Here is a 12,107-nt window from a genome sequence, read left to right on the forward strand (position 1 = left end):
CGATGCGTATCGATTTTCTGGCAGGCACGACCTATAACCCGGCTGTCATGCCATCTCCCGTTCCTACCATCCTCGTCTTCGATTCCGGCCTTGGGGGACTCACCGTCTTCTCCGAGGTTCTGAAGGCGCGCCCTGATGCACGCTTCGTGTATGCGGGCGACGACGCAGCCTTTCCTTATGGCCGCCTGAGCGAAGAGGCCGTAACCGCCCGCGTGCTGGACGTCATGGGGCGCCTGATCGACCTCTACAATCCGACCCTGGTGGTGGTCGCCTGCAACACGGCCTCGACGATCGCCCTGTCTCAGATGCGGGAGCGGTTTCCGGTGCCCTTCGTCGGCACTGTGCCGGCGATCAAGCCGGCGGCTTTGGCGACCCGCACCGGCTACATGACCATGCTCGCCACGTCGGCCACCGTGACCCGTGAATATACGCGCGGCCTTATCGAGACCTATGCGGCGAACTGCCGGGTCAATCTCGTCGGCTCTCGCTTCCTTGCCGGTTACAGCGAGGCGGAGCTGGCCGGAACACCCGCCTCGGACGAGGAACTGCTGGCCGAGCTCGCGCCCTGCTTCGTCCAGGATGAAGGGGGACGGACCGATGTCGTCTCCCTGGGCTGCACCCATTACCCCTTGCTGCTGTCCCGGTTCGAGAGGCTTGCTCCTTGGCCCGTGACCTGGATCGACCCGGCTCCGGCCATTGCCCGGCGTGTGACGCAGCTCATCGGCCCTCCCGTTCCAGGGCACGAGGCCGACGAAAACGAAGCCCTGGCCGTGTTCACCGCGGGGGAAAGGATGAGCTCGGCCCTGCGAGAAGCCTTGCTGCACAAGGGCTTGCCGCTCGTGACGATCGAGGATATGCCGCTCCGCGTCGGGTAAACGTTTCCGAAGCGGACGCCCTAGCCCTCCTCCCCACAAGGGGAAGGGAAGGATTGCGCCAACCGGCTCAGCTTCTTTGTCTGTTTTGTCGACCTACGGCGGCTGACACTGATTGACATTTCTGCTTAATTCCCATACATGCCACCCGTTCACGCGGTCCTCACGGGCCGCGTAAATTTTTACGCTCCCGTGGCCCGGCTCTAAGTCGGCCTGTCGTCCTGTCCCTCGAAGCGGCCCCTTGGGCCTCCTCGGGAATGAGGGGAAGAGGAGGGCGCGTTCCTCGCAAATTCGACAACACAAGAGGAACAGCGATGTCGAAGCGCATTCAGGCCAAGCATAAGCTTGACCGCCGCATGGGTCAGAATATCTGGGGCCGCCCGAAGAGCCCTGTGAACCGCCGCGAATACGGCCCCGGCCAGCACGGCCAGCGCCGCAAGGGCAAGATGTCCGACTTCGGCACGCAGCTGCGCGCCAAGCAGAAGCTCAAGGGCTACTACGCCAACATCACCGAGAAGCAGTTCCGCCGCTACTACGCGGAGGCGATCCGCCAGAAGGGCGACTCCGGTGAGAACCTGGTCGGCCTGCTCGAGCGCCGTCTCGACGCGGTCGTGTACCGCGCGAAGTTCGTTGCGACCCCCTTCGCTGCCCGCCAGTTCGTCAATCACGGCCACGTGAAGGTCAACGGCCGCCGCGTCAACATCCCGAGCTATCTCGTGAAGGCCGGCGATGTGATCGAGGTGAAGGACAAGTCGAAGCAGCTCGAAGTCGTCGTGGTGGCGAGCCAGCTCGCCGAGCGCGACGTGCCGGACTACATCGAGGTCGATCACTCCAAGATGACCGCCCGCCTGACCCGCATCCCGACCCTCTCCGAGGTGCCGTATGCGGTGCAGATGGAACCGAACCTCGTGATCGAGTTCTATTCGCGCTAATCGCCGCGAAAAGCCGGTTTCGAAACACGAAGGCCGCCCAATGGGCGGCCTTTTTGCTTGAGGGCAGCGGTTGTCCGCTTACTGCTGCTGCGGGGCAGGACCTTGTGGGCCGCCATGGCCCGTCCTGCCGTGATGATCCATCCCGCGATGGTGCTGCGCCATGCGACCATGATGTCCGTCACGGCCGCCCCGGCGCCCGCCGCGCTCGCGCCAGCGCGGCCCATCGCCGTCCACGACCTCGCGCAGGAGGCGCGGTGCGATCCGCTTCTGGTCCTCGCTGAAGGTGTCCCACAGGGGACGCAAGGCGGTTGCCACGGCGGTCGAGCGCTGGGCCCCTTCCGTCATAGTGGCGCCGCGCCGTTCCAGACGCTGCATGAAGTCCATGGATTGACGCTCATCGCGGCTGGGGCGCTGCTCGAGGCGGGAGAACCGCTCGCCCGCTGCCGTGCGGATGGCGGTCTCCGCCGGCGTCCAGAGCCTCTCCTGATCCGGGGTGAACTTCAGGCCGGCCCTGATGGCGGCAATGCGGGCATCCACAAGGCGGTTGTGGTCGTCCTGGCTCATGCGCGGACGGCGATCCTGCCGGCCCTGCTCCTGGCGGGCGGCGGGCGCATCGGGTGCGGGCGTCTGCTGCGCGAAGGCATAGGAGCCCGTGCCGGCCAGCAGCGTGGCAAGAGCGATGGTGGCGATTGTCTTCATGCGGATATCCTCCATGCTGTCGATAGGGATAAGGTTGTGCTTATCCGGCTCTCGGCTGCGTGACTGGCGCATGAACTTTTCGTCATGTGGACCGCGCTGTCGGTCCGGGCTCGGACCGACAGCGGAGTGGAAATGGCGAGCCTTCACAACTGCTTCAGGAAGCCTGCGAAACGCATCAGCCCTTCCGGCCAGGGGCCGTGCCCGCTTTCCGTGTTCACGTGTCCCGCATCGCCGGCATCGACGATGGCCGAGCCCCAGGAATAGGCGATGTCCTCCGCCTTCTCGTAATCGCAGAGCGGATCGGTGCGGCTCGCGACGAGCACCGAAGGGAAAAGAAACGGATCGCGCGGAATCGGCGCGAAGGCGCGGTCGATGGCGGGGATGAAGTCGGGCCTTTCCACATCCGGCAGGCTGACCAGGAAAGCCCCTTGGACCTTTCCTCTGTCGAGATGCGGAGCCGCATGGGCGATCGCGACGACGCCGAGGCTGTGGCCGACCAGAACCACAGGCTTCTTGGCGCGCTTCACGTCACGGGCGATGCGCTCCACCCATGCGTCCTTAGTAGGGGTATCCCAATTCTCCTGCTCGACCCGCCATGCGGTCGAGAGCTGGCGTTCCCATCGGCTCTGCCAATGGTCCACGCCGGAATTCGTATAGCCAGGGACGATGAGGATATCGCAATCGGAGGTTTTCATGGCCCCGAGATAAAGGCCCGCGCGGGCGGGTTCAAGCACTCCCCTCCCAACTCCATGCTCTTCGGGCTCCGGCGCCGTGCCCGAGACGGGATAAGAGACGCAGGCCAGAGGCACGGCGTCCCTGCACCGTGCCCGCAGAGGCCCCCTGGCTATGCTCCGGCTGTGCCGAAGACCCGTGTGAAGATCGTGTCCACATGCTTGAAGTGGTAGCCCAAGTCGAAGCAGGCTTCGATCTCGTCCGCGGACAGGTATCCGGTCACGTCGGCGTCGCCCTTGAGAAGGGTGAGGAAGTCGCCTTCGCCGCGCCAGACCGGCATGGCGTTGCGCTGGACGAGGCGGTAGGCGTCCTCGCGGGAGGCGCCCTTCTGGGTCAGAGCCAAGAGCACCCGCTGCGAATGGACGAGGCCGCCCAGCCGATCCAGGTTCTTCTGCATGTTCTCCGGATAGACCACGAGCTTGTCGATGACGTTGGTGAGACGGGCCAATGCGAAGTCCAGCGTCACGGTGGCGTCGGGCCCGATCATGCGCTCGACGGAGGAGTGGGAGATATCGCGCTCATGCCAGAGCGCCACGTTCTCCATGGCCGGCATGGCATAGGCACGCACCATGCGGGCAAGACCCGTCAGGTTCTCGGTGAGCACCGGGTTTCGCTTGTGCGGCATGGCCGAGGAACCCTTCTGGCCGGCCGAGAAAAACTCTTCCGCCTCCAGCACCTCGCTGCGCTGAAGGTGCCGGACTTCCGTCGCCAGGCGTTCGATGGAGGAGGCGATCACGCCGAGCGTCGCGAAATACATGGCATGGCGGTCGCGCGGGATGACCTGGGTCGAGACCGGCTCGACCTGCAGGCCCATCTGCTCGGCCACGTATTCCTCAACGGAAGGATCGATGTTGGCGAAGGTGCCGACGGCGCCCGAGATGGCGCAGGTGGAGATCTCCCGTTGTGCCTCGATCAGGCGGACCTTGCAGCGCTCGAACTCCGCATAGGCCTGGGCCAGCTTGAGGCCAAACGTGGTGGGCTCCGCATGGATGCCATGGGAGCGGCCGATGGTCGGCGTCATCTTGTGCTCGATGGCGCGGCGCTTGATGGCGGCGAGCAGCTCGTCCATGTCGCGCAGGAGCAGGTCCGTGGCGCGGGCAAGCTGGACGTTGAACGTGGTGTCGAGCACGTCCGAGGAGGTCATGCCCTGGTGAACGAAGCGGGCCTCGGGGCCGACGATCTCGGCCAGGTGCGTCAGGAAGGCGATGACGTCGTGCTTCACCTCACGCTCGATGGCGTCGATCCGCTCCACGTCGAAGGTGGCCTTCGAGCCCTTCTCCCACACCGTCTCCGCCGCCTCTTTCGGCACCACGCCGAGATTGGCGAGCGCCGTGGTGGCATGAGCCTCGATCTCGAACCAGATGCGGAACTTGGACTCGGGCGACCAGATGGCCACCATCTCGGGGCGGCTGTAACGAGGGATCATGGCTGTTCACTTCCACGCGGGGGACATGCCCGCGCGGTAGCACGATAGCCCTTCGATCTCAACGCGCCTTTGCGGCGGCCTCGCGAATGGCCGCCATGTTGGCCGCGTAGGCCGAAGGACCGCCCTTGAAGGTGGCGGAGCCTGCGACCAGCGCATTGGCGCCGGCAGCGGCCACGAACGGGGCCGTCTCGACCGTGACGCCGCCATCGATCTCGATGTCGATGTCGCGGCCGCCCACCATGGCCTTGATCCGGCGGACCTTGTCGCAGACGGAGCCAATGAAGGCCTGGCCGCCGAAGCCCGGGTTGACGGTCATCAGCAGGACGAGATCGACCATGTCGAGCACGGGCTCGATGGCGGATTCATGGGTGCCGGGATTGAGCACAACGCCGGCCTTCTTGCCGAGGGCCCGGATGGTCTGAAGCGAGCGGTGAAGGTGCGGGCCCGCTTCCGCATGGATGCTGATGATGTCGGCGCCCGCCTTGGCGAAGGCTTCGAGATAAGGGTCCACCGGGGCGATCATCAGGTGAACGTCGAACACCTTGTCGGTGTGGGGTCGCAGCGCCTTCACCACATCCGGGCCGATGGTGATGTTCGGCACGAAATGGCCGTCCATCACGTCGATATGGATCCAATCCGCACCGGCAGCGTCGATGGCGCGGATTTCCTCGCCGAGCTTGGAGAAGTCGGAGGCCAGGATGGAGGGGGCGATGAGAAGAGGACGTGTCATGGCCGCGCCGGTAGCACGGGGGATGGCCCAGGGCAACGGGACAGTGGGCCGGCCTTATGAACCAGTCTAAGACCACTTGGCTGGGGAGAGGTCCATTTGGCACATGAAATCCGTGGACGGCCTTGAGTTAAGGGGAGTAAAGATTGCCTCAGCAAGAGATAGATCTCGCCTTCCGCAGTGGGGGGCGATCGGAATGGGGCAAAGCCTTCATGCGTAAGGATGTGGTTGTTCTTGGAGCCGGCATCGTCGGCGTGTCGATTGCCCTGCATTTGCAGAAGCGCGGGCGCTCGGTCCTTCTGGTGGACAAGCGCAAGCCCGGCGAAGAGACCTCTTTCGGCAATGCGGGCCTGATCCAGCGGGAGGGCGTCTACCCGTACGGCTTCCCGCACGATTTCGGCGCGCTCCTGCGCTATGCCCTGAACAACACCATCGATGCCCATTACCATTGGGCCGCGATCCCGAAGCTCGCGCCCTTCCTGTGGCAGTATTGGATGCATTCCCGGCCCAATCAGCACAAGGCGATCGCGCGGATGTACGCGCCGCTGATCGAGCGCAGCGTCACCGAGCATATGGCGCTCGCCGAGGAATCCGGCTCCACGCATCTGATCCGCTCGACCGGCTGGATGAAGGTTTTCCGCGACCGCAAGAGCATGGATCAGCAGTTCCGCGACGCGGAGAACGTGAAGCGCGACTTCGGCGTCAATTTCGATGCCCTCGACATGCAAGGTGTGGCCGAGCGGGAGCCGCACCTCAAGGTGGAGACGGCGGGCGGCATCCATTGGACCGATCCGGCCTCCGTCTCCGATCCTCACATGCTGACCATGGGTTATGTGGGCCTGTTCGAGCGCCTCGGCGGCGAGCTCGCGGCCGGTGACGCCAAGACCCTCGAGGAGACCTCGACCGGCTGGCGCGTCCAGACGGAGAGGGGCCCCGTGGAGGCCGGAGCCGTCGTGGTGGCACTCGGCGCCTGGGCCGACGTGGTGACGACAAGACTCGGGTACAATCTGCCGCTTGCGGTGAAACGCGGCTACCACATGCACTACAAGCCTCAGGGCAACGCGGTGCTCAACCGGCCGACGCTGGATTTCGACCGCGGCTATTTCCTCGCTCCCATGTTGAAGGGCATCCGGCTCACCACGGGCGCGGAATTCGCCACTCGCGATGCGCCCAAGACCCCGGTGCAGCTCGGGCGGGCCGAGCCCATCGCCAAGGCGTTCTTCCCCCTCGGCGAGCGCGTCGACCCTGAGCCCTGGATGGGCATGCGGCCCTGCACGCCGGACATGATGCCGATCATCGGCGCAGCGCCCCGGCACAAAAACTTGTGGTTCGGCTTCGGCCATGCCCACCATGGCCTGACCCTGGGCCCGGTCACCGGCCGCGTGCTCGCCGAGATGATCACGGGCGAGACGCCGGTGGTCGATCCGAAGCCGTACCGGGTGGAGCGGTTCTGAGCCGCTTCTTCTCAGATTTCCGATCCCGGAGCCTCTCACGGGAAACTTACCTCTCCGTTTGGAGGGGAAAGTGCTTGAATGAGAAGATATAGCGTTTATGATCCGCTCCAACGTTACGGAGGGGCGGATGCCGGGGAGCGACCGGTCGCTGCTGAGCGACATCTACGAAGCTGCTGTCATTCCTGAGGGATGGGTCCAGGTTCTCGAGCAGATTTCGGCGTTCGCGGGTACCGAGGGCGGCTCCATGAGCGTCGTTTCGGGCGAAGGCGCAAGGTCCTGGGTGGCAACGGACCGCTTCTGCCCGATCCTGCAGGATTTCTATGCCGGGGGGTGGCATCTGAGAAATCCCTGGTCCGAGAGGGCCGGCCGGCGGCGTCAGCTGCAGTTCCTCGACGAGACGGAGCTTTTCGCCCCCGGCGAGCTGGACGATATTCCCATGTACCGGGACTTCATCCGTCCGCGCGGAGCCGGATGGTCCGCGGGAGCCATCATACAGGTCCCCGGAGGGAGCCATATCTCCATACGGTTCGAACGTCCGTTCGACGATGGTCCGATGAGCGCCGCGTTGAGGGCAAGGCTTGACAGGCTCAGGCCGCATCTGGCCCGCGTGTCCTTTCTGTTCAGCCGCCTCGGGGCTCGGCAGGCGCGTTCCGTTGCATCCGCCCTGCAATTCATGGAGATCCCCGCCGCCGTCCTGACCCGCAACGGGCGGCTTCTCGCCTGCAACGCGGCCATGGAGGCCCGCCTGTCCCAGGTGAGCGTAAGGGCGGGCGATCGGATCGCCTTCACGGACGATGCGGCCCAGCGTACCCTGAGCGAGAGCCTGGAGCGGATCACGGCGAACCTGTTCGACCGGCTGCGCGGCCCCATTCCTCTTCCGGCGACGGAGGAGCATGGACCTGCGGTCGCCTATCTGGTGCCGATGCGCGGGGCTGCGCAGGATCTGTTCGGCTGCGAGACCACCCTGCTCATGATCCGGCCCGCCGATTCGGAGAACAGGCTCATGGATCTGGTGCGGGCCCGGTTCGCGATCGATGCCGGCGAGGCGCAGCGCTGGATCCGCGTGATCGCGGCTGCGTCTCCACGCCTGGCGGCGGCTCTCCTGACCTCCACCGAGAACGTTCAAGACGCCCTCGACCGCACGCTCGGGAGGACGCAGAGCAGGCTCGAGGCTCGCATGGGAAGCTTCCTGTGGCGGCTCGGCGAGGACCCGGACTATGGCGCCGCGAGGCCGGCCGCGTTCCTGTCCTAGCCCCGTTCGGGGCTTCCGAAGCGATCCCGCCACGCGGGCTGCGCGTCCGGATAGGGCAGGGCCGTCGCCTCGTAGACGCCCCGGGCGATGGCGCGGGTGAGGCAGTCGGCCGCGAGCGCCGTGAGTTCAGTGAACTCCACCGCCTCGTTCTGCAGGGGTTTGAGGCCTGTGGCCGCGGCAAAGATCGTGTCGCCATCGAACAGGGCATGGGAGAAGCGCAGGCCTCGGGCGAGGCCCGCATGGGACGCGACCGCAAGGCGCTTGGCCTGGGCCTTCGTCAGAACCGCATCGGTCGCGATCAGCGCGATGGTGGTCGCAGGCTGGGGGCCGCCTTTCCAGACCAGCCGGCGCATCTGCGGTGACACATGCGCCGGGAGCCCGAGCCCCCCGAATTCGCCGCCCTCCTCCAGGGCTCCGGCCCAGAAATGGGGGCCTTCGCCGATCACCGCCGAAGCGACGGCGTTCACGACCACCAGGGCCCCGACTGTATGGCCGGAAGAGGCGATGGTGCTGGCCGAGCCCAGGCCGCCTTTCAGGTTGGCCGTGGTCGCGCCATAGCCGCCGCCCGCCGTGCCCAGATCGAACGAGAGCCCGGCCCGGGACGCCGCCTCGTAGCCGAGGTCCCGGTAAGGCGGGTAGCGGCCCCAATCCTTGTTGCCGCCGTTGATGAGGTCGAAGCTGGAGGCCTGGGACACCAGCGGCACCAGCGCCTCCCGGACGGCAAAGCCGATGCCCCGTTCTCTCAAGTAGGCCTGCACGCCGCCGGCCGCGTCGAGGCCATAGGCGGAGCCGCCGGACAGGACGACGCCGTGAATGCCGGGCACCATCTTGTCGGGCTGCAGCAGATCCGTCTCGCGGGTGGCCGGGGCCCCGCCCATCGCCTCGCAGGAGACCACCGCGGGTTCGTCGAAGAGGGCAGCCGTCACGCCGGAGCCGAGGGCGGCGTCGTGGGCGTTGCCGACACGCAGGCCGGGGACGTCTGTGATGAGATTGCGGGCTCGGGTCATGGCCTCCAGCAAACCGAAAAACCGCCGTCTTCACAAGCTGGAGAACCGGCCTTTCCCGGCTTTCTTCCAAGGGCTCGAAGCGATAGAACCCTTGCCATGCTCAGCGTTTCCTTTCCGGCTGCTGCCCTCGGCGGCCTCATCAGCTTCTTGAGCCCCTGCGTTCTGCCGCTGGTGCCGCCCTACCTGTCCTTCCTGGCGGGCACCACCTTCGACCGCCTGAGCGCGGGCGACGACCGAGCAGTCCGCCGCAGGGCGGTGCTGGCGGCGCTGCTGTTCGTGGCAGGCTTCTCGACCGTCTTCGTGCTGCTTGGCGCGACCGCATCGGCCCTGGGGCAGGCGATCCGGCAACATCTCGATGTCTTGAGCACCGTGGCCGGCATCGCCATCATCGTCATGGGCCTGCACTTTCTCGGCGTCTTCAGGATCGCGCTGTTCTACCGGGAGGCCCGGTTCAACGTGGCCCGGCCGGTCGGCCTCTGGGGGGCCTACCTGATGGGTCTCGCCTTCGCGTTCGGCTGGACCCCCTGCATCGGGCCGGTGCTGGCGGCGATCCTCACGGTGGCGGGCTCGGAGGACAGCGTCTCCCATGGAGCCCTGCTGCTGGCCGCCTATTCGGCGGGCCTCGGCATCCCGTTCCTGCTGGCCGCCTTCGCCATGAAGCCCTTCGTGGCGCTGCTGAAGCGCATGCGGTCCCAGTTCGCGGTGATCGAGAAGGCGATGGGCGTTCTCCTGGTTCTCACCGGCATCGCCTTCCTCACCGGCTGGATCACCAATATGTCCTTCTGGCTGCTGGAGACATTCCCGGCTTTGGGGATGCTCGGATAAGCCCACAGGAATCGGGTCGTCCAGGGCGCCGGTTTTCCTGACAGTGATGGCTCCAACGAGGAGATCATCCATGTCATTCCAGATTCGCGGGCTCGAAGCGGGCGCCTTTGCACACCTGTTCTCCATGAACGCAGACGAACTCGGGGCCATCGGGGCGCGGCGGGTCGTTGCCGATCAGGCGGATGCCTATCCCTGCCGCATCGCGCTCAGGCGCGTCGAGGAAGGCGAGGAGCTTCTGCTCCTCAACCATGCCCACCAGACGGAACCGACCTCGCCCTACCGCGCCGCCGGGCCGATCTTCGTCAGCCGTTCCGCCAGGACCGGGAGCTACCGGGGGGAGCTGCCGCCCATGCTCCGGGATCGGCTTCTCTCGCTGCGCGCCTACGATGCGAGTGCCTTTATCGTGGATGCTGAAGTTGCCGAAGGCGGCGAGGTGGTTCGCCTGATCGAGCGGTTCTTCGCCGATCCTACCGTCGCGCATATCGATGCCCATTTCGCCAGGCGCGGGTGCTTCGCGGCGCGGATCGAACGGGCCTGACTCAGACGGTCAGCCGGTGCCCCGCTGCCTGCAGGGCTTCCACCGCCCGGCTCGTATCGGGCTCCTTCACCAGCACGTAGTCGGTGCTGAAGGTGGACGTGGCGAAGATGCCGATGCCGGCCCGGGCCAGCGGATCGAGCACGGAGGCCAGGATGCCCGGGATGCTGAAGTCGAAGCTCTGCTCGATCCGGAAGCAGCGCCAGCCTGCATCGGTCTCGGCCTCCGGCGGAGCCTGATCGACGGAGCAGACGAGGGTCGTCTCTTCCGGGGCCTGCACCAGCAGCGAGAATGGTCCGGGCAGGGGCGCCTTCACGGCACGGCCTGCGGGGAGGCGGCAAACGGCGTAGGTCTCCTCAAGAAGGAAAAGATCGAGGGACGGCATCGTCAACTCCTTGCTGAAGCACTGCTACGAAAAAAGCCCGCCCTGTTGCCGGGGCGGGCCTTCCGATCATCGGCTTGCGGCCGATGGATCATATGTTTGGCTTACATGGCAAGTTCGTTGCCGGAGTAGGTGATCGTGCCGTCAGCGCCCTTCTTCCAGACGTACATGACGTAGTCCGGACGGGTGATGTCGCCCTTCTTGTCGAAGGAGATGTCGCCGATGACGGTCTTGAAGGGCTTGCCGGACTTCATGGCGTCCGAGACCTTCTTGCCATCGGTGCTGTTGGCCTGCTTTGCAGCCTCGGCCAGGATCTGGGTCGCGGCGTAGCTGTAGAGCGTGTAGGCCTCGGGGTCGTAGTTCTTGGCCTTGAACTTGGCCACGACGGCTTGCGCGTTCGGGTTCTTGCGCGGATCCGGCGAGAAGGTCATCAGGGTTCCTTCGGCGCCCGGGCCGGCAATCGAGGTGAACTCGGCCGACACGATGCCGTCACCGGACATCATCGGGGCGGCAAGGCCCTGATCGCGCATCTGGCGGATGATGAGGCCGGCTTCCGTGTGGAGGCCGCCGAAATAAACCACGTCGACCGCAGCCTGCTTCAGCTTCGACACGAGCGCGGAGTAGTCCTTCTCGCCCGGGTTGATGCCTTCATAGACTACTTCCTTCAGGCCCTTTGCGTTCATGGCCTTCTGGGTCTCGTCGGCAAGGCCCTTTCCGTAGGGGGTCTTGTCGTGAATGACGGCAACCTTCTTGCCCTTGAACTTGTCGGACAGGTAGGTGCCGGCAACGAGGCCCTGCTGGTCGTCGCGACCGCAGGTGCGGAAGGTGTTCCACATGCCGCGCTCGGTGTATTGCGGGTTCGTCGAGGCCGGGGTCACCTGGACGATGCCGGCTTCCTCGTAGACCTGCGAGGCCGGGATCGAGACGCCGGAGTTGAAGTGGCCGACGACGAACTTCACGCCTTCAGCGGCGAACTTGTTCGCCACCGACACGCCCTGCTTCGGGTCGGACACGTCGTCGCCGACGACGATCTGCAGCTTCTGGCCATTGATGCCGCCAGCTGCGTTGATGTCCTCGACGGCCTGCTCGACGCCGTTCTTCAGCTGGGCGCCGAAAGCCGCGTTCGGGCCGGTGATGGGGCCAGCGACGCCGATCTTGATCTGGGCGCTGGCAGCGCTGGAGAAGGCGAGGCCAAGACCAAGCGCCACGCCGGTCAACAGCAATTTTTTCATGAGGTCACTCCTCTGGGTTGTTTTATAGGCCC

At 65.7% G+C, this 12,107-nt stretch carries 13 protein-coding genes; 6 read left to right on the forward strand and 7 right to left on the reverse strand.

Annotated features, from left to right (window positions below; translation table 11 throughout):
• The first annotated feature begins 2 nt into the window (after positions 1–2).
• Positions 3–875: a glutamate racemase gene (gene murI / locus JKG68_RS03015; RefSeq protein WP_202055743.1), complete on the forward strand. Its 873-nt coding sequence runs from the start codon at positions 3–5 to the stop codon at positions 873–875.
• Positions 876–1,186: 311 nt separating this feature from the next.
• A complete protein-coding gene (rpsD, locus tag JKG68_RS03020; RefSeq protein WP_202055746.1) occupies positions 1,187–1,804 on the forward strand; it encodes a 30S ribosomal protein S4 in 618 nt (205 codons plus the stop codon).
• Positions 1,805–1,882: 78 nt separating this feature from the next.
• Here rpsD and JKG68_RS03025 read toward each other — a convergent pair whose 3' ends face one another.
• From JKG68_RS03025 to rpe, 4 genes are all read right to left on the reverse strand, one after another.
• Positions 1,883–2,503: a Spy/CpxP family protein refolding chaperone gene (locus tag JKG68_RS03025; RefSeq protein WP_202055748.1), complete on the reverse strand. Its 621-nt coding sequence runs from the start codon at positions 2,501–2,503 to the stop codon at positions 1,883–1,885.
• A 143-nt stretch (positions 2,504–2,646) separates the two neighbouring features.
• The gene (locus JKG68_RS03030) at positions 2,647–3,198 is read right to left on the reverse strand and encodes an RBBP9/YdeN family alpha/beta hydrolase (RefSeq protein ID WP_202056002.1); all 552 of its coding nucleotides are present in this window, start codon (positions 3,196–3,198) and stop codon (positions 2,647–2,649) included.
• Between the two features lie 149 nt (positions 3,199–3,347).
• Positions 3,348–4,661, reverse strand: coding sequence for an adenylosuccinate lyase (gene purB, locus JKG68_RS03035; RefSeq protein WP_202055750.1), 1,314 nt, complete (start codon positions 4,659–4,661; stop codon positions 3,348–3,350).
• A gap of 58 nt (positions 4,662–4,719) precedes the next feature.
• Positions 4,720–5,391, reverse strand: a complete 672-nt coding sequence (gene rpe / locus JKG68_RS03040) for a ribulose-phosphate 3-epimerase (protein ID WP_202055751.1) — start codon at positions 5,389–5,391, stop codon at positions 4,720–4,722.
• A 209-nt stretch (positions 5,392–5,600) separates the two neighbouring features.
• Here rpe and JKG68_RS03045 point away from each other — a divergent pair, with 209 nt between their 5' ends.
• Together JKG68_RS03045 and JKG68_RS03050 are read left to right on the forward strand one after the other, a co-directional pair.
• A complete protein-coding gene (locus JKG68_RS03045) occupies positions 5,601–6,842 on the forward strand; it encodes an NAD(P)/FAD-dependent oxidoreductase (protein WP_202055753.1) in 1,242 nt (413 codons plus the stop codon).
• Between the two features lie 97 nt (positions 6,843–6,939).
• A complete protein-coding gene (locus tag JKG68_RS03050; protein WP_202055755.1) occupies positions 6,940–8,094 on the forward strand; it encodes a hypothetical protein in 1,155 nt (384 codons plus the stop codon).
• On the opposite strand, the gene JKG68_RS03055 is transcribed toward JKG68_RS03050, so the two are convergent.
• Complete coding sequence (locus JKG68_RS03055) at positions 8,091–9,101, reverse strand: P1 family peptidase (protein WP_202055757.1); 1,011 nt, start codon at positions 9,099–9,101, stop codon at positions 8,091–8,093. The genes JKG68_RS03050 and JKG68_RS03055 overlap by 4 nt on opposite strands.
• Before the next feature lie 96 nt (positions 9,102–9,197).
• Here JKG68_RS03055 and JKG68_RS03060 point away from each other — a divergent pair, with 96 nt between their 5' ends.
• Together JKG68_RS03060 and JKG68_RS03065 are read left to right on the forward strand one after the other, a co-directional pair.
• Positions 9,198–9,926, forward strand: coding sequence for a cytochrome c biogenesis CcdA family protein (locus JKG68_RS03060; protein ID WP_202055759.1), 729 nt, complete (start codon positions 9,198–9,200; stop codon positions 9,924–9,926).
• A 70-nt stretch (positions 9,927–9,996) separates the two neighbouring features.
• A complete protein-coding gene (locus JKG68_RS03065) occupies positions 9,997–10,464 on the forward strand; it encodes a DUF1203 domain-containing protein (protein WP_202055761.1) in 468 nt (155 codons plus the stop codon).
• 1 nt (position 10,465) lies between these two features.
• On the opposite strand, the gene JKG68_RS03070 is transcribed toward JKG68_RS03065, so the two are convergent.
• Both JKG68_RS03070 and JKG68_RS03075 read right to left on the reverse strand, forming a co-directional pair.
• Positions 10,466–10,846, reverse strand: a complete 381-nt coding sequence (locus JKG68_RS03070) for an ACT domain-containing protein (protein ID WP_202055764.1) — start codon at positions 10,844–10,846, stop codon at positions 10,466–10,468.
• A 101-nt stretch (positions 10,847–10,947) separates the two neighbouring features.
• Positions 10,948–12,075, reverse strand: coding sequence for a branched-chain amino acid ABC transporter substrate-binding protein (locus JKG68_RS03075; RefSeq protein ID WP_202055766.1), 1,128 nt, complete (start codon positions 12,073–12,075; stop codon positions 10,948–10,950).
• Positions 12,076–12,107 lie beyond the last annotated feature (32 nt).

The organism is Microvirga aerilata, from assembly GCF_016743775.1.
In the GTDB taxonomy this organism is placed as follows: domain Bacteria; phylum Pseudomonadota; class Alphaproteobacteria; order Rhizobiales; family Beijerinckiaceae; genus Microvirga; species Microvirga aerilata.

Coding starts and splice junctions, on each gene's coding strand:
- murI (WP_202055743.1), top strand. CDS start 3: ATGCGTATCGATTTTCTGGCAGGCACGACCTATAACCCGGCTGTCATG.
- rpe (WP_202055751.1), bottom strand. CDS start 5,391: ATGACACGTCCTCTTCTCATCGCCCCCTCCATCCTGGCCTCCGACTTC.
- JKG68_RS03025 (WP_202055748.1), bottom strand. CDS start 2,503: ATGAAGACAATCGCCACCATCGCTCTTGCCACGCTGCTGGCCGGCACG.
- JKG68_RS03050 (WP_202055755.1), top strand. CDS start 6,940: ATGATCCGCTCCAACGTTACGGAGGGGCGGATGCCGGGGAGCGACCGG.
- purB (WP_202055750.1), bottom strand. CDS start 4,661: ATGATCCCTCGTTACAGCCGCCCCGAGATGGTGGCCATCTGGTCGCCC.
- JKG68_RS03075 (WP_202055766.1), bottom strand. CDS start 12,075: ATGAAAAAATTGCTGTTGACCGGCGTGGCGCTTGGTCTTGGCCTCGCC.
- JKG68_RS03055 (WP_202055757.1), bottom strand. CDS start 9,101: ATGACCCGAGCCCGCAATCTCATCACAGACGTCCCCGGCCTGCGTGTC.
- JKG68_RS03060 (WP_202055759.1), top strand. CDS start 9,198: ATGCTCAGCGTTTCCTTTCCGGCTGCTGCCCTCGGCGGCCTCATCAGC.
- JKG68_RS03070 (WP_202055764.1), bottom strand. CDS start 10,846: ATGCCGTCCCTCGATCTTTTCCTTCTTGAGGAGACCTACGCCGTTTGC.
- JKG68_RS03030 (WP_202056002.1), bottom strand. CDS start 3,198: ATGAAAACCTCCGATTGCGATATCCTCATCGTCCCTGGCTATACGAAT.
- JKG68_RS03065 (WP_202055761.1), top strand. CDS start 9,997: ATGTCATTCCAGATTCGCGGGCTCGAAGCGGGCGCCTTTGCACACCTG.
- rpsD (WP_202055746.1), top strand. CDS start 1,187: ATGTCGAAGCGCATTCAGGCCAAGCATAAGCTTGACCGCCGCATGGGT.
- JKG68_RS03045 (WP_202055753.1), top strand. CDS start 5,601: ATGCGTAAGGATGTGGTTGTTCTTGGAGCCGGCATCGTCGGCGTGTCG.